The sequence below is a fragment of the Nocardioides caeni genome (assembly GCF_004912195.1).
GTDB classification, from domain to species: Bacteria; Actinomycetota; Actinomycetes; order Propionibacteriales; family Nocardioidaceae; genus Nocardioides; species Nocardioides caeni.
This window is the reverse complement of the sequence record NZ_STGW01000004.1, coordinates 157,111-173,218: the sequence shown is the minus strand read 5'-3', so window position 1 is coordinate 173,218 and position 16,108 is coordinate 157,111. Positions and strand designations below refer to the sequence as shown.

The 16,108-nt window shown below is 71.8% G+C and carries 16 protein-coding genes; 11 read left to right on the top strand and 5 right to left on the bottom strand.

Translation table 11 applies throughout. The features are described from left to right. Positions 1–9: 9 nt before the first annotated feature. A complete protein-coding gene (locus E9934_RS08445) occupies positions 10–369 on the bottom strand; it encodes a hypothetical protein (protein WP_136562439.1) in 360 nt (119 codons plus the stop codon). A gap of 196 nt (positions 370–565) precedes the next feature. On the opposite strand from E9934_RS08445, the gene E9934_RS08440 reads away from it, so the two are divergent. Continuing rightward, on the top strand, positions 566–1,360 hold the full coding sequence (locus tag E9934_RS08440) for a sigma-70 family RNA polymerase sigma factor (RefSeq protein WP_158294964.1): 795 nt from the start codon (positions 566–568) through the stop codon (positions 1,358–1,360). A 227-nt stretch (positions 1,361–1,587) separates the two neighbouring features. Here E9934_RS08440 and E9934_RS08435 read toward each other — a convergent pair whose 3' ends face one another. Then, the gene (locus tag E9934_RS08435) at positions 1,588–3,357 is read right to left on the bottom strand and encodes a dolichyl-phosphate-mannose--protein mannosyltransferase (RefSeq protein ID WP_238694845.1); all 1,770 of its coding nucleotides are present in this window, start codon (positions 3,355–3,357) and stop codon (positions 1,588–1,590) included. 114 nt (positions 3,358–3,471) lie between these two features. Here E9934_RS08435 and rsmI point away from each other — a divergent pair, with 114 nt between their 5' ends. From rsmI to E9934_RS08395, 8 genes are all read left to right on the top strand, one after another. Then, a complete protein-coding gene (gene rsmI, locus E9934_RS08430) occupies positions 3,472–4,308 on the top strand; it encodes a 16S rRNA (cytidine(1402)-2'-O)-methyltransferase (protein WP_136562437.1) in 837 nt (278 codons plus the stop codon). Continuing rightward, complete coding sequence (locus E9934_RS08425; protein WP_136562436.1) at positions 4,301–5,173, top strand: alpha/beta fold hydrolase; 873 nt, start codon at positions 4,301–4,303, stop codon at positions 5,171–5,173. The genes rsmI and E9934_RS08425 overlap by 8 nt, the downstream gene beginning before the upstream one ends. Continuing rightward, on the top strand, positions 5,170–6,042 hold the full coding sequence (locus E9934_RS08420) for a TatD family hydrolase (protein ID WP_136562435.1): 873 nt from the start codon (positions 5,170–5,172) through the stop codon (positions 6,040–6,042). Before E9934_RS08425 ends, E9934_RS08420 begins: the two co-directional genes overlap by 4 nt. A 193-nt stretch (positions 6,043–6,235) precedes the next feature. Further along, complete coding sequence (locus E9934_RS20440; RefSeq protein WP_275106622.1) at positions 6,236–7,396, top strand: resuscitation-promoting factor; 1,161 nt, start codon at positions 6,236–6,238, stop codon at positions 7,394–7,396. A gap of 35 nt (positions 7,397–7,431) precedes the next feature. After that, complete coding sequence (gene rsmA, locus E9934_RS08410) at positions 7,432–8,307, top strand: 16S rRNA (adenine(1518)-N(6)/adenine(1519)-N(6))-dimethyltransferase RsmA (protein ID WP_136562434.1); 876 nt, start codon at positions 7,432–7,434, stop codon at positions 8,305–8,307. After that, positions 8,304–9,221, top strand: a complete 918-nt coding sequence (locus E9934_RS08405; RefSeq protein ID WP_238694844.1) for a 4-(cytidine 5'-diphospho)-2-C-methyl-D-erythritol kinase — start codon at positions 8,304–8,306, stop codon at positions 9,219–9,221. Before rsmA ends, E9934_RS08405 begins: the two co-directional genes overlap by 4 nt. Continuing rightward, the gene (locus tag E9934_RS08400) at positions 9,214–11,097 is read left to right on the top strand and encodes an ABC-F family ATP-binding cassette domain-containing protein (protein ID WP_136562433.1); all 1,884 of its coding nucleotides are present in this window, start codon (positions 9,214–9,216) and stop codon (positions 11,095–11,097) included. Before E9934_RS08405 ends, E9934_RS08400 begins: the two co-directional genes overlap by 8 nt. A 38-nt stretch (positions 11,098–11,135) precedes the next feature. Continuing rightward, the gene (locus E9934_RS08395) at positions 11,136–12,497 is read left to right on the top strand and encodes a hypothetical protein (RefSeq protein ID WP_136562432.1); all 1,362 of its coding nucleotides are present in this window, start codon (positions 11,136–11,138) and stop codon (positions 12,495–12,497) included. A 19-nt stretch (positions 12,498–12,516) separates the two neighbouring features. Here the strand turns inward: E9934_RS08395 and E9934_RS08390 are convergent, their stop codons facing one another. Continuing rightward, positions 12,517–13,005 (bottom strand): MarR family winged helix-turn-helix transcriptional regulator, encoded by a 489-nt coding sequence (locus E9934_RS08390; RefSeq protein ID WP_136562431.1) that lies wholly within the window; start codon positions 13,003–13,005, stop codon positions 12,517–12,519. An 84-nt stretch (positions 13,006–13,089) separates the two neighbouring features. On the opposite strand from E9934_RS08390, the gene E9934_RS08385 reads away from it, so the two are divergent. Together E9934_RS08385 and E9934_RS08380 are read left to right on the top strand one after the other, a co-directional pair. Continuing rightward, the gene (locus tag E9934_RS08385) at positions 13,090–14,019 is read left to right on the top strand and encodes an alpha/beta fold hydrolase (RefSeq protein ID WP_202977242.1); all 930 of its coding nucleotides are present in this window, start codon (positions 13,090–13,092) and stop codon (positions 14,017–14,019) included. Positions 14,020–14,029: 10 nt separating this feature from the next. Then, complete coding sequence (locus E9934_RS08380; protein WP_136562429.1) at positions 14,030–14,506, top strand: hotdog fold domain-containing protein; 477 nt, start codon at positions 14,030–14,032, stop codon at positions 14,504–14,506. 16 nt (positions 14,507–14,522) lie between these two features. Here the strand turns inward: E9934_RS08380 and E9934_RS08375 are convergent, their stop codons facing one another. After that, on the bottom strand, positions 14,523–15,422 hold the full coding sequence (locus E9934_RS08375) for an amino acid ABC transporter permease (protein WP_136562428.1): 900 nt from the start codon (positions 15,420–15,422) through the stop codon (positions 14,523–14,525). Further along, a complete protein-coding gene (locus tag E9934_RS08370; protein WP_136562427.1) occupies positions 15,419–16,105 on the bottom strand; it encodes an amino acid ABC transporter permease in 687 nt (228 codons plus the stop codon). The genes E9934_RS08375 and E9934_RS08370 overlap by 4 nt, the downstream gene beginning before the upstream one ends. Between the last annotated feature and the right edge of the window lie 3 nt (positions 16,106–16,108).

Sequence of the window (16,108 nt, the reverse complement as noted above, 5' to 3'; positions counted from 1 at the left end):
CGGCCGCTGTCACCGGGCCCGGAGGTCGTCGAGGGCCGCGGAGACGCTGCGCTCGCTGCGCCGCAGCTCGGCGAGCAGGTCGACGATGTCGCGTGTGGTCAGGCGGTCGTCGTCGCTGGGCGGGGCCATCCACTCGGCTGCCTCGGCCGAGGTGATCCGCCCGCCGATCTCGAGGCGATAGCTGGTGTCGGTGAGGTCGAACTCGACGTCGGCGACCTGGGCGCTGAAGTACTCGTCGGCGACGGCGTCGTGGACGATCACGTGCTCGCCCTGCTCCAGCCCGCGACCCAGCTCCTGCTCGACGTGGCTGACGGCCAGCGAACGGCTGCGGCGGGTGAACGGGCTGAGGGCCACCATGATCTGCTCCACGTGAGGATCAACCGCTGCCTCGGCCCACCGTTACGGTCGGGCGCCGTCCTCTTCTCGCTGACCACTTCGGATGGTTAAGACTAGTCATTTCGGGTGGTATCCATGGTCCCAAAGCGCTACGGTAGGCGTGTTCAACACGAGGTACGACGCGGCCGGAGCCCCCCGTCCGCCGGCATTCGAATGTTGGGAGCCAGTCATGCCCACCACTGTGAAGACAACCACGTCCAGCGACCGTCGGACCCGCACCGCCGATCTGCTCGCCCAGGCGGCCGCAGCCACCGGCGCCGAGCGCGACGACCTCCTCGAGCAGGTCATCGTGCTCAACATCCCGGTCGCCAAGTCCCTCGCCGGCCGCTACCGGCACCGCGGACAGAGCCAGGAGGAGCTGGAGCAGGTCGCCTGCCTGGCCCTCACCAAGGCGGTCCAGGGCTTCGACCCCGAGCGGGGCGACGATCTCCTGGTGTTCGCCGTGCCGAGCATCCTCGGTGAGATCAAGCGCCACTTCCGCTCGATGACCTGGCTGGTGCGCCCGCCGCGGCGGATCCAGGAGCTGCGGCCGCGACTCGCGCACGCCGACGAGGAGCTCGGACAGCTGCTCGGCCGTCCGCCGACGGTCCAGGAGCTGGCCGAGGAGCTCGACTGCGACGTCGAGGAGGTCCTGGAGGCGCGCGGAGCGGGTGACCTCGTGCACGCCACCTCGCTCGATGAGCCGCTCACCCCGTCCGGTGCGACCCTCGGGGAGGTCCTGCCCGACCTCGATCCCGGCTTCGGGCACAGCGAGGCGGTCGCCATGCTGGGGCCCGCCTGCCGCAAGCTCAAGCCCCGCGACCGCCGGATCCTGCAGCTGCGGTTCTATGAGCAGCGGACCCAGCAGGAGATCGCCGACGAGCTCGGCGTGACGCAGGTCCAGGTCTCGCGCCTGCTGCAGCGGATCTTCGAGGACCTCCGACGTTCGGTCGGCGCTCCCGCGAAGCCCTCCCGCGCGGCCTGATCGCGGCTGCCCCCGGATGCGATGGGGGGAGGCGGGTAGAGAACCAGCAGCGAGCTGGTCCGCAGGTTCGGATCGGCTGCTCCCCGATCGCCGCGGCGGCGGTCGCGCCGGCCGGCATCGCGGATTGTGGGCCGCGACCCTCCCTCCCGAGGTGCTCGCGCGCGGTGCCAGTGCCGGGCGCTCGACCGCCGTCGCGGCCCGGCCTCGGCTCGTGCCTCAGCCAGCGGCTAGATCCAGCGGGCGAAGAACACCCGGTCCTGCCACCCGCTCTGGGTGAGCAGCTGGTTGGTCCAGATCGGCCAGAACCAGATGAAGTTCGCGAGCACGAGGATGAAGAACGCGCCTCCCACGATCACGCCTGCCGTCCGCCGGGCCGACGGCAGGCGTGAGGGCCCGATCAGGGTCCCGATGCTGAGGGTGATCGCGATGAGGGTGAACGGCAGGATCGCGATCGCATAGAAGAGGAAGATCGGCCGGTCGTCGTACTGCAGCCACGGCAGCCAGGTCGACAGCACCCCCACGACGGCGACGCCGAAGCGCCAGTCGCGGGCGCCGATCCACATCACCACGGAGAACAGCAGGGCGACGATGCCGCCCCACCACAGCACGGGCGTGGGGATGAGCAGCACCTGCCGGATGCACTCGCTGTCGGCCGGTGCGTCGCAGCCGTCCGTGCCCGGCGGGATGTCGTTGGTGACCGCCACCCCGACCGGCCGGTTGATCAGCAGCCAGCTCGACGGCTTCGACTCATAGAAGTGCTCGGCGCAGTTGAGGAAGTGGGTGTGGAAGGTGAACACGTCTTGGTGGTAGTACCAGAGCGAGCGCAGTGACTGCGCCGCCTCCGCCGGGCCCTTCGCATCCGGCTCGTCCGCGGTCGGCCACCGCTGGGACTTGTCGAGGTCGGTGGGGACGTAGTCCCGGTCCCCGTTCTCGTCGGGATCCGAGCAGTGGCCCTCGCCCGTGTACTGGCGGTACTGCGTCGCGCTGAGGTGCTCCTCGTACTGGTCGGCGTTGGCCAGCCAGCCGCCCCAGGTCGCGACGTAGACGAGGCCGGCGACCACCACGAGGTGCAGGAAGGCCGGTACGCCGTCGGCGACCGCGCCCTTGAGGAGGGGCCACCGCACGCCGAGCATCCGCCGCGCACCCGCGCTCCAGATCCAGCACAGGACGCCGAACGCCGCCAGCGGATAGAGGGCCGTCCACTTGGTGCCGATCGCCAGGCCCCAGCACACGCCACCAGCGAGCAGCCACGGACGGAGCAGGACTCGCCCACCCCAGCCGGACAGGGGCACGCCCGGTTGCTGCTCCGCTCGCCGCCCCAGTCGCGCCCGCAACCAGGCGCGGTCGGCGATGACGCAATGCACCCCGCAGACGATGAAGAGCGCGAGGAAGATGTCGAGCAGGGCCAGGCGGGAGAGCACGAAGTGCAGTCCGTCGAGCATCAGCAGGGCCCCGGCAACGCAGCCCAGGAGCGTGGAGCCGGTGAGGCGTCGTACGAGCCGGCACAGCACGAGCACCATCAGCGCGCCCGCGACGGCCGACGCGAAGCGCCAACCGAAGGGATCCATGCCGAAGGCCTTCTCGCCGAGCGCGATCAGCCACTTGCCGACGTCGGGGTGCACGGCCAGCGACGGCTCGCCGGTCCAGACGCCCTGCACGTGGCCGGCGAGGATGTCGTCGTTGATCTCGTTGCCGGTGTTGCCGTCGACGTCGCCGAGGTAGGTCTGGATGTAGCCGTTGTTGAGCAGCGACCACCCGTCCTTGGCGTAGTACGTCTCGTCGAACGCGAAGCGCTGCGGGTCGCCGAGACCGACCAGCCGGAGGTCGAGCGTCAGGATCGCGACGGCGAGCGGGCCGAGCCAGCCCATCAACCGCTCGCGCAGGTCCGGCCGTCGCTGCAGCGGCGCCAGCGCGCGGTCGACCGCCCGGGGGACCGGACGTCCGGTCGCCGTCGTGGAGAGGCCGACGGTGGCGGTCTCCTCCCTGACAGCGGTCACGGGGCGCAAGCCTACGCACTGCCGGTGGTTGAGGTGCGAGCGCCAGCGAGCCCGCCGGTGGTTGAGGTGCGAGCGCCAGCGAGCCTCGAAACCCCCGGCTGCAATGATGCGACTGTGACCGGAGTCCTCGTGCTGGCAGGCACCCCGATCGGGCAGGTCGGCGACGCGCCGCCGCGGCTGGCCGCCGAGCTGGCCGGTGCCGACGTGATCGCGGCCGAGGACACCCGGCGCCTGCGCCGGCTGGTCAGCGACCTCGGGATCGAGCTGTCGGGCCGGATCGTGTCCTACTTCGAGGGCAACGAGGCCGCGCGCACCCCGGCGCTCGTCGAGGCGCTGCAGGCCGGGGAGCGGGTCGTCCTCGTGACCGACGCCGGGATGCCGAGCGTCTCCGACCCCGGCTACCGCCTCGTCGCGGCAGCGGTCGAGGCGGACATCCGCGTGACGGCGGTCCCCGGCCCGTCGGCGGTGCTCACCGCGCTGGCCGTGTCGGGCCTGCCCGTGGACCGCTTCTGCTTCGAGGGCTTCCTGCCCCGCAAGGCGGGGGAGCGGTCGCGTCGGCTGGCCGACCTCGGCGCCGAGCAGCGCACGATGGTGTTCTTCGAGGCTCCGCACCGCACCCTCGCCGCGCTCGAGGCGATGCGCGACGCGCTGGGCGCCGACCGCGCCGCCGCCGTGTGCCGCGAGCTGACCAAGACCCACGAGGAGGTACGACGCGGGCCGCTCGCCGACCTCGCGGCGTGGGCCGCCGACGGCATCCGGGGCGAGGTGACCATCGTCGTCGCCGGAGCCGATCCCGCGGCCGGTGTGGCGAGCGACCCGGCGAGCCTGCGAGCGGCCGTGGCGGAGCTGGAGGAGTCCGGCATGCGGCGCAAGGACGCGATCGCGGCGGTCGCGGTGCAGGCTGGGATCCCCAAGCGTGACGTCTACCAGGTGGTGCACATCGATGACTGAGCAGGCTCTGGCCCGGATCACGACCGTCGAGCGGGCGGGACTTGTCCTCGACGTGATCGACGAGGGGCCGATCGAGGGCGAGCCGATCGTCCTCCTCCACGGCTTCCCCGAGCGGGCGACCTGCTGGGGAGCGGTCACCCCGATCCTCAACGAGGCCGGCTACCGCACCCTCGCCCTCGACCAGCGCGGCTATGCTCCGGGCGCCCGGCCGAAGCGACGCCGGGACTACCGGGTCAGCGAGCTCGCTGCCGACGCGGCCGCCCTGATCGATGTCGTCGCCGGTCCCACCGGCCGCGCCCACGTCGTCGGCCACGACTGGGGTGCGATCGTGGCGTGGGCGCTGGGCCAGCACCACGCCGACCGGGTGCGCTCCCTCACGGCGGTCTCCGTGCCGCACCCCGGCGCCTTCCTGACCTCGATGGTGCGCTCGCGTCAGCTGCTGCTGTCCTGGTACATGCTCGCCTTCCAGCTGCCGCGGCTGCCCGAGGCGGTCCTGCGCCGCATCGACAAGGGCAGCGACCGGCAGCTCGCCCACGCGGGCCTGGACCGCGACGAGATCGCCCGGATCAAGCGGGAGGTCGTCGACAGTGGCGCGCTCCCGGGCGCGCTCGGCTGGTACCGCGCCCTCCTGCTCAACGACCCGCGCGCGATGCGGGCCAAGGTCGTCGGTGTGCCGACGACGCTGGTGTGGAGCGACGAGGACCTGGCGCTGGGTCGCTGGGGCGCGGAGCACACCGCGCGCTGGGTGAGCGGGGCGCCGTACCGCTTCGTCGAGCTGGCGGGCATCTCCCACTGGATCCCGACGCAGGCTCCCGACGTCCTGGCCGAGGCGATCCTCGACCGGGTGGGGAGCAGCCCGGCGTGACCCGGCCGGAGGCGCCGGTCCCGGCGGCGCTGCCGCATCCCGTGGTCGACAACCACTGCCACCTCGACATCGGTCGTGGCGGCGATCCGTGGGACGCCGGGGAGGCGATCGCCGCGGCCGCGGCGGTGGGCGTGACCCGGATCGTCCAGATCGGCTGCGACCTGCGGGGCGCCCGCTGGGCGGTCGAGGCGGCCCAGCGGCATCCCGGACTCGTCGCCGGCGTGGCGCTGCACCCCAACGAGGCGCCCCGGATCCACGCCGAGGGTGGCCGCGTCGCGCTCGAGGCCGCGTGGGACGAGATCGAGGAGCTGGCCGGCGCGCACGACGGCGTGCGGGCGGTGGGGGAGACCGGCCTCGATGCGTTCCGGACCGGCGAGGACGGGCGCGCGATCCAGGTCGAGTCGTTCCGTCGGCACATCGACCTCGCGAAGCGGCTCGACAAGACCCTGGTCATCCACGACCGCGACACCCACGACGAGGTGCTCGAGGTCCTCGATGCCGAGGGTGCGCCCGAGCGCTGGGTGATGCACTGCTTCTCCGGTGACGCGGACTTCGCCCGCGCCTGCCTCGACCGGGGCGCCCACCTGTCCTTCGCCGGCACGGTCACCTTCAAGAACGCCGAGCCGCTGCGCGAGGCGCTCCGGATCGCTCCGCGGGACCGGATCCTGGTCGAGACCGACGCGCCCTATCTCACCCCCCACCCGCACCGTGGCCAGACCAATGCCTCCTATCTGGTGCCGCTGACGATGCGGCTCATGGCCGAGGTCCGCGGCGAGGACCTGGGCGAGCTCTGCGCCGCCGTGGAGGGCTCGACCTTCGCGGCCTTCGGTGGCGTCTGGCCCGCGGCCCCGACTGCTAACAAAAGTTAGCAAAATTGGGTGAGGTGGGTCACCCGCTGAGCGTGGACACGCCTGCGCGAGTTTGCATCGGCGCGGCGCACCTGTTCTGGTGGATGACTGACGGCCGGGATCGGACGCACCATTCCGACCAGTCCTCGAGGGGGAGCGCAGTGCTGCCCCGGACTGGTCGCCGAGGCCCGGGCAGCACGAACATCGGAGCACCGTGCCACTTGCGCGCCCCCACCTCGTCCAGCCCCTGAAGGGCACGATCGACACCCTGACCCGCAGCCGGACTGCCTTCGTCGCGACCATCGTCGCGGTGCTGTTGGCCGTCTCGGCGGTGACGTGGGGCTACTCCTCGATGAGCACCGAGGTCACGTTGTCGGTCGACGGCGAGGAGCGCACGGTCAGCACGCTCGGCGACACCGTCGGGGACGTGCTGGCGGACGAGGGCATCGAGCTCGCCGAGCGCGACCTCGTCCAGCCCGGCGTGGACGAGCAGATCGAGGGCGGCGACAAGATCGCCGTCCGGTTCAGCCGTCCGGTCGAGCTGACCGTCGACGGTGAGACCACCACGCACTGGGTGACGGCCACCGACGTGCAGGGCGCGCTGTCCCAGATCGGCTCGATGTATGCCGACAGCCGTCTCTCCACCAGCCGTGGCACGACGATCGAGCGCGGCGGCGCCGAGATCGAGGTCGTCACGCCCAAGAAGCTGACCTTCGTGCTGGCCGGCCGGAAGGCGATGACCCGCGAGGTCGCCGCACTGACCGTCGAGGACGCCCTGGCGGCCGTCGGCGTCGAGCTCGACGACCGCGATCGGACCCGTCCGCGTCGTGACGTCGAGATCGAGGACGGCGACCGCGTCGTCTTCACCGACGTCGAGCTGCGTCGTCGTCACGTCGATGGCGAGGTCATGGCGGCCCCCGTCCGCGAGATCGAGGACGACTCGATGTACGAGGGCGAGGAGTCCGTCGTCACCGAGGGCACCGACGGCCTCCGCGACGTGACCTACCGCCTGTTCGTCCACAACGGCGAGGTGGTGCGCCGCGTCGTCGTCACGCAGGACGTCCACCGCAAGCCGGTGACCCGCGTCGTCCGCGTCGGCACCAAGACCGTCGCCGCCAACTACGCCGGCGGCAGCACCGTGTGGGACCGCCTCGCCCAGTGCGAGTCCGGCGGCAACTGGGCCATCAACACCGGCAACGGCTACTACGGCGGCCTCCAGTTCAGCCTCGGCACCTGGCAGGCCAACGGTGGCCCGGGCATGCCGCACCAGGCCTCCCGCGAGACGCAGATCGCCATCGCCACCAAGGTGCGCGACGCGGCCGGCGGCTACGGCGCGTGGCCGCACTGCGCGTCGGTCCTCGGCCTGCCGCGCTGACTGCGACCGCGGGGGAACGCCCTAGGCTGAGGTCCATGACCGAGACCTCCGCGCCGCGACTGCTCGGTCCGGCTGAGGTCCGGGCCCTCGCGGCGCGGCTGGACCTGAGACCGACCAAGCAGCGCGGCCAGAACTTCGTCATCGACCCCAACACGGTGCGGCGCATCGTCCGGGAGTCCGGCGTCGTCGCGGGCGAGAGCGTCCTCGAGGTCGGGCCCGGCCTGGGGTCGCTGACGCTCGCGCTGCTCGAGACGGGCGCGGATGTCACCGCGATCGAGGTCGACCCGCTCCTCGCTGCCGAGCTGCCGCAGACCATCGCGACCTTCGCGCCGGGCCACGTCGATCGGTTCCGTGTGGTCCTCGCCGACGCGCTCGCGGTGACCGAGGTGCCGGGGCCGCCGCCGCGGGCCCTGGTCGCCAACCTGCCCTACAACGTCTCCGTGCCGGTTCTGCTGCACCTGATGGCGCTGCTCCCGTCGCTCGAGCACGGCCTGGTGATGGTGCAGGCGGAGGTCGCCGACCGGCTGGCCGCACCGCCGGGGTCGAAGACCTACGGCGTGCCGTCGGCGAAGGCCGCCTGGTTCGCCGACGTACGACGCGCCGGCGCCATCGGTCGCAACGTCTTCTGGCCCGCGCCCAACGTGGACTCGGGCCTGGTCGCCTGGACGCACCACGCGCCGCCGACCGACCGGGTCACCCGCGAGCAGGTGTTCGCCGTGATCGACGCGGCGTTCGCGCAGCGTCGCAAGGCGCTGCGGGGCGCCCTGCGCGAGCTGGCGGGCGGCGCGGAGGCCGCCTCGGCCGCACTCGCGACGGCCGGCATCGAGCCGCTGACGCGCGGCGAGGCGCTCGGCATCGACGAGTTCATCGCGATCGCGGTCGCCCTCGCCGAGCAGGCGGCGGCCCGGTGACCGCGGCGCAGCTGCCGCCGTCGTGGTCGGTCACCGTCCGGGCCCCGGCGAAGGTCAACCTGCACCTCGGCGTCGGTCGCCCGCGTCCCGATGGCCTGCACCCGTTGGCGACGATCTATCAGGCCGTCGGCCTCTATGACGACGTCACCGTCACCGACGCCGACGACTGGTCGGTCGAGCTGACGGAGCCCGTCGCCGGCGTACCGCTCGACGAGGACAACATCGCCGTCCGCGCCGGGCGGGCGCTGACCGCGCACCACGGGCTCGACCTCGCCGCGCGGATCGTCATCGACAAGGGCATCCCGGTCGCGGGCGGCATGGCCGGGGGCTCGGCGGACGCCGCGGCGACCCTGCTCGGCCTGGACCGCCTCTGGGACCTGCAGACCAGCGACGACGACCTGCTCCAGATCGCCGGGACACTCGGCAGCGACGTGCCGTTCGCCCTGGTCGGTGGGACGGCGCTCGGCACCGGCCACGGTCAGCTCGTGACGCCGGTGCCGGACGCGACCTCCGGCTGGTGGCTGGTGGTGCTCTCGGACGAGGGCCTGTCGACGCCGGCGGTCTATCGCCACTTCGACGTGATCGAGCCGGACGCGCCGATCGACCCGCCGGTGCCGGAGCCGATGCTGGAGGCGCTCGCCGACGGCGACGTCGTCGCGGTGGGCGACCTGCTCGCCAACGACCTGTGGCCGGCGGCGCGGGACCTGCGCCCGGACCTGGTCGAGGTGGAGGCCTACCTGCGCGCCACGACCCCGGAGGGCGTGCTGCTGTCCGGCTCGGGGCCGACCCTGCTCGCGCTGCACGAGAACGTGTCGGACGCCCGGGTCGCGGCCGAGCTGCTCAACCAGCGCGGGGTGCGCTGCACCCTCGCGCCGGGTCCGGTCGCCGGCGCCCACGTGGTGACCTATGCCTGATCCGCGCACGGGCAACGCGTCCGGAAGGCTGCCCGGAAATCTGGTCAGCCTCGAGCGGGTGTCGAAGGCCTTCGGCATCCGTCCGCTGCTCGCCGACGTGTCCCTCGGCATCGGTGCGGGGGAGCGGATCGGCATCGTCGGTCGCAACGGTGACGGCAAGACGACCCTGCTGCGCGTCATGACGGGCGCGGACGAGCCGGACGAGGGCCGGGTCTCCCGGCAGCGGGGGCTCCTGGTCGGCGTCCTCGCCCAGCACGACGACTTCGACGACAGCCACACGGTGCGCGAGGTGGTGCTGCGGGGCATGGCCGACCACGAGTGGGCCGCCGACGCGCGGCTGCGCGAGATCGTGGACGTCCTGCTCGCCGGCATCGACCTCGACCGGGCGGTGCACGGGCTCTCCGGCGGGGAGCGCCGCCGGTGCGCGCTCGCGGGGCTGCTGCTGGGCGACCACGACCTGATCGTGCTCGACGAGCCGACCAACCACCTCGACGTCGAGGCAGTCGCCTGGCTGGCGGCGCACCTGGCCGCGCGGCCCTCGGCCCTGGTCGTCGTCACCCACGACCGCTGGTTCCTCGACGCCGTCTGTCAGCAGACGTGGGAGGTCCACGACGGTGCGGTCGACATCTACGACGGTGGCTATGCCGCCTTCGTTCTGGCGAAGGCCGAGCGGCAGCGTCAGGCCGCCGCCTCGGAGGTACGGCGACAGAACCTCGTCCGCAAGGAGCTGGCGTGGCTGCGGCGTGGTGCGCCGGCGCGGACGAGCAAGCCGAAATTCCGCATCGACGCCGCGACCGCCCTCATCGAGGACGTGCCGCCGCCCCGCGACCGGCTGGAGCTGCAGCGCTTCGCGGCCCAACGGCTCGGCAAGGACGTCATCGACCTCGAGGACGTCGACTTCGTGCGCGGTGACCGTGAGCTGCTCTCGCACGCGACCTGGCGGCTGGGTCCGGGCGACCGGGTGGGCCTGGTCGGGGTCAACGGAGCGGGCAAGACGTCGGTGCTGTCACTGCTGAGCGGCGAGGCGGCGCCGTCGGTCGGCAAGGTGCGCCACGGTCGCACCGTCGCGCTGCAGCACCTGACGCAGGCGATCGACGTCGAGGACCCCGAGGCGCGCGTGCTCGCGACCGTGGAGGGCATCCGCCGGGTCACCCGGACCGTCGACGGTGACATCAGTGCCACCTCGATGCTGGAGCGCTTCGGCTTCACCGGCGACAAGCTCACGGCCCGCATCGGCGACCTGTCCGGCGGCGAGCGGCGCCGCTTCCAGCTGCTGCGGCTGCTGCTGACCGAGCCCAACGTGCTGCTGCTCGACGAGCCCACCAACGACCTCGACATCGAGACCCTCAACGTCCTCGAGGACTTCCTCGACGGTTGGCCGGGCACCCTGGTCGTCGTCTCCCACGACCGCTACTTCCTCGAGCGCGTCACCGACTCCGTCTGGGCCCTGCTCGGCGACGGCCGGATCTCGATGCTGCCGCGCGGGGTGGATGAGTACCTCGAGCGGAGGGAGGTGCGAGCGAGGAACGAGCTCGCGCCGAACCGGAGCGAAGATCGAGCAAGCGATGCGACCGAGGAACGAGGTCGCACGAGCGCGTCGAGATCCGAGTCTGCCGGCGACAACGGTCTCCCGCTTTCCCGCACCAAGGCCAAGTCCGGCTCGGCAGAGGAGCGCTCGGCCCGCAAGACCGTGGCCCGCCTCGACAAGGTCCTCGAGCGGCTGTCCGCGCAGGAGGCCGAGCTCACCGGGCAGCTGATCGCCCACGCGACGGACCCCGAGCGCCTCACGACCCTCGGGACGGAGCTCACGGCGCTGCAGGAGGAGAAGGAGGCCGCGGAGATGGAGTGGCTGGAGGCCGCCGAGCTCCTCGAGTGAGGGTTGACGCCTGACGCCGCCGGGTAGGTGCGTCGACCATGACCGGCTACGACGACCTGAGCTCGCTGATCCCCCGCATCGCCGAGGCGGCCATCGACTGGCGGATGCAGACCATGGGCTGGGGCACGCGCAACGGCAGCGGCGGCTGGACCATCATCGGCCTCGCCTCGCACTGGCAGTGCGACAACGACGGCACGACCTACAACAACGGCGAACGCACCGAGGACACCTACTTCCGGGACCTCTTCGCCGACTGGCGCGCCACCGTGCCTGAGGTCCTGGAGCCCTGGACCGAGCTGCCGGACCCGGCCTGGCTGGGATGGCGGGTCGACGCGCTGCGGACGCAGGCCAACTCGCTGCTCGACCCGTCGGCCCTCGATGCCGACGACCTCGACCCGGGCGCCTCCGGCGTACCCGTGCTGGGCAACGGCGACCTGCACAGCGCCCGCGAGACCATCGACGCCAAGATCGGCGCGATGGAGGGCTACACCGCCACCCAGATGTACGACGTGCTGGTGACGAAGACCGATGACGTGATCCGCGGCGAGTTCGCCGCGACCGGCGTGCTCGGCCAGCACCTCGCCGGGCAGGCGTCGATCCTGGAGAAGGCGCGCACCGACGTGGCGGCCCTGTTCGACGCCTGCTTCGAGGTGATGGACAAGAAGGGCCTGGTCGGCGGGGGCAGCATCGACCTGGCGATCCCGCGTGCCCTGATCACCGCGGTCGGCGTCTTCGCCACGGGCGGCCTGTCGACGGCGATCAGCGCGATCGGTGCTGCGGTCGGGCTGGCCGACGCGCTGATCCCCGAGGGCGCGGAGCCCAACCCGATCGAGGTCTCCCTCGCCGGCTACGACGAGCACGAGTCGTGGACGCTGATGACCGAGGCGCTGACCAGCCTCAACACCTCGATCACCGAGCAGGAGGACGACCTCGCGACCCGCAGCGGGCGTGCCACCACGCTGATCTCGGGCTCGCCGGCCTTCGACCTGTCGCGGATCACCGGCGCGGGCAGTGACCCGGCGGCGCTGGCGGACGCAGGCGATGTCGTCGCCATCGACCGTGGCGGACTGCGCTATGTCGCCGAGGTCTCGATCCCGGGTGCGACCACGAGCCTGGACCGGACGGCCTATGCCATCGAGGACATCGAGCCGAAGCACTCGATGAGCCGGCCCGCCACCATCGGCCGCGCGTCCGACGGGATCCACGCCGAGTGGTCGCAGCTGCGCGACGCGACCGTCGCGTGCGTGCGCGGCACGGCCAACGAGCTGTGGAGCCTCCGCGGTGGCGTGATCGAGGTGCTGCACGACTTCGGCGTCGTGGACGTCGAGCAGGCCGAGCGCTACCGGCCGCCGGAGCCCTCTCCGAACACCCTGCTCCGGGGACCGCAGCTCGCCATCTGACCCGGTCGGAGCCGGGACGCTAGTCCGCGAAGGGGAGCAGCAGCCGTCGCAGCAGGTCGGCCAGCTCGGCCTGGTCGTCGCCGGTCAGGCCGGTGAGCAGGTCGCGCTCCGCGCCGAGGAGCGCCGCGAAGGCGCCGTCGACGGCGTCCTTGCCGTCGGGGGTGAGCCGGACCAGGACGCCGCGGCGGTCGGAGGGGTCGGGGTTGCGCTCCACGAGGCCGCGGGCGGTGAGCCGGTCGACGCGGTTGGTCATGGTGCCGCTGGTCACCAGGGTCTCCTTGAGGAGACGGCCGGGGGACAGCTCGTAGGGGTCGCCCGCGCGGCGCAGGGCCGCGAGGACGTCGAACTCCCAGGACTCGATGTCGTGGGTGGTGAACGCCTGGCGACGGGCCCGGTCGACGTGGTGCGCGAGCCGGGAGATCCGGCTGAAGACCGCGACGGGGGCGAGGTCCAGGTCGTTGCGCTCGCGCGCCCACGCCTCGATCAGCTCGTCGACATCGTCCCGCATGCCGCCAGCGTAGCGGACCTGTCGAGAATCTTTATGTCAAGACAATGTTGGGCAGCCGGCGACGCGACCACTAGGGTCGCGGGCGTGGATCAGCGCGCCACTGCTCTCGACCGGGTGACCCTCGCCAGCCTCGTGTGGGGCGATGCCGACGACCGGGAGCGTCCGCTCGCGGTCCTGGTGCACGGCTTCCCCGACACCGCGCACACCTGGCGCCACCTCGGTCCGGCGCTCGCCGCGGAGGGCTATCGCGTCGTGGCGCCCTTCACCCGCGGCTACGCCCCGAGCTCGCTGCCCGCCGACGGGTCCTTCCACGTGCCGGCGCTGATGGACGACGTGCTCGGCCTCCACGGCGCCTTCGGCGGCGACGAGCGGGCGGTCCTCGTCGGGCACGACTGGGGCGCGATCACCGCCAACGGCATCGCCGCCTCCGACGCCAACCCCTTTGCCGCGATCGTCAGCATGGCGGTGCCGCCGTTCGCTGCGATGAACCCGCGGCGCGACGACCTCTGGCAGTGGGCCCGGATCCTGCCGCGCCAGGCCGCGATGAGCTGGTACACCCTGTTCAACCAGGTGCCGGCCGTCCCGGAGCGCACCTTCGACCGCTTGGTCGCGCACCTGTGGCGTCGCTGGTCGCCGGGGTACGACGCCATGGCGGATCTCGCCTACCTGGCCGCCGCGCTGCCGGACGCAGCGCACCGGTCGGCCGCGATCGGCTACTACCGGGCGCAGCCGCGGATCCGCAGCCTGCCCGCCCACTATGCGCCGCTGGCCCGCGACTGGGTCGCGGAGCCGAAGGTGCCGCTGCTCTATCTCCAGGGCGCCGACGACGGGTGTCTCGACGCGAGGTGGGCGGGCCGCATCGGCGACCGCCTGCCCGCCGGCAGCCGCGTCGCCGTGATCGAGGCCGCTGGCCACTTCCTGCAGCTGGAGCGTCCCGACGTGGTGAACGCCCGGATCCTGGAGTTCCTCCGCGAGCCCCGGCCTGCCGTTGCCGACGTTGTTACTCACGAGTAATCTGAGCGCCATGACTCAGGTGCACAACCTCTGGAAGACCACCACCGGCCTGCCCGTCGTCGGCGGCACGATCGGCAAGCGCGTCTTCTCGCTCGCCTTCGCGCAGAAGGCGCCCTACTTCGCGACGATCCACCCGCGCGTGGTCGACATGCGGCCCAACTACGCGGAGATCACCTTCGCCAAGCGCCGCAGCGTGCAGAACCACATCGGCACCGTGCACGCGATCGCGCTCTGCAACGGCCTGGAGATGGCGATGGGCGCGCTCGCCGAGTCGACCGTCCCCAGCACCAAGCGCTGGATCCCCAAGGGCATGTCGATCTCCTACACCGCAAAGGCGACCGGCGACATCACCTGCATCGCCGAGACCGACCAGGAGCAGTGGGACGGTGCCGAGGGTGACCTGCCGGTCCGGGTCCGCGGTCAGCTCGACGACGGCACGGTCGTCATCGAGGGCGTCATCAACCTCTGGGTGACCAGCAAGAAGTGAGCCCGGGGTGCCGCGTTCAGAGCGCGGCACCCGTCCCGGCCGCGGGCGGTACGACGTCGGCGTGGCCCACCGTCGCGGCGGTGCGACCACGACGACGCGTGCGTCGCTCGATCCAGTTGGCGAGACCCGTCAGCGCCAGGTTCATGACGATGAAGATCGCCGCGATGACCAGAAGGGCGGGCACGAGGTTGCCGTTGTTGGTGGCGATGTTGTTGCCCTGCCGCAGCAGCTCGGCGTAGCCGATGATGTAGCCCAGTGCGCTGTCCTTCAGGAGCACGACGAGCTGGGCGACGATGGCGGGCAGCATCGCGCGCAGTGCCTGCGGCAGCAGGATCAGCCGCATCACCTGGGCGTTGGTGAGGCCGATCGCGGCTCCGGCCTCACGTTGGCCGCGGGGCAGTGCCTGGACCCCGGCGCGGATGACCTCCGCGATCACGGCGCCGTTGTAGAACATCAGCGCGAGCACGACGGCCAGGAACACGTTGGCGTCGGCGCCGAAGAGCTTGGTCGGCGCCAGCCACAGGAAGATCATCATGATCAGCAGCGGGACGGCGCGGAAGAACTCGATGACCGCCGCAGCGATCCACGCGACCGGCCGGATCGTCGACATCCGCCCCACGGCGCAGAGCGTGCCGAATGCCATCGCCAGCACCGCCGCGAGGGCGGCCGCCTTCAGCGTCCCCTCGATCCCGGGCAGCAGGAAGTTGTCCCACGTGTCGCCCTCGAGGAAGGGCTTCCACTTCTCGGGGTCCCACTGGCTGGTCTGCGGGCCCTTCGGGTCCTGGGCGAACTTGTCGTAGACGTACCAGCCGGCGGCCGCGATCAGCACCGCGCCGATCACGTTGAGCACCATGTTGCGCGCCCGGGCGCGTGGGCCCGGGACGTCGTACAGGACGGAGCCGGAGGCCGACTTCATCGCACACCTCCGAGCCGCTTTGCCGCCCACGACGTCAGCAGCCCGATCGGGAGGGTGATGATCACGAACCCGAGCGCGAACACCGCGAAGATCAGGATCGTCTGGTCGCCGTTGAATTCGATGAGCGTGCGCATCAGGCCCGACGACTCGTTGATGCCCTCGGCGGTGGTGACGCCGATGACGACGGCGATCGTCGTGTTCTTGATCAGCGCGATGAAGGTGCTGCCGAGCGGGGCGATCACCGCGCGGAAGGCCTGCGGCAGGATCACCAGGCGCAGGTTCTGGGTGAAGGTGAAGCCCAGTGAGCGTGCTGCCTCCGACTGTCCGACGTCGACGGTGTTGATGCCGGCCCGCAGCACCTCGCAGACGAACGCCGCGGTGTAGACCCCGAGGCCGACGACGGCCAGCCAGAAGACGTTCTCGCTGATCGTGTCGCTGAACGTGACGCCCAGCTGGTAGCTCAGCCCGAACAGCATGAACGTGATCACCAGCGTCAGTGGGGTGTTGCGGATCGTGTTGACCCACACGGTCCCGATCAGTCGCAGCAGGGGCACGGGGGAGACCCGGAAGGCGGCCAGCAGCGTGCCGAGGACGAGCGCGAGGACCCCGCTGTAGAGCGCCAGGCGGATGTTGAGCCAGAACGCCTGCAGGATGTCGGGGAACGCCTCGATGATCACGTCCACTGC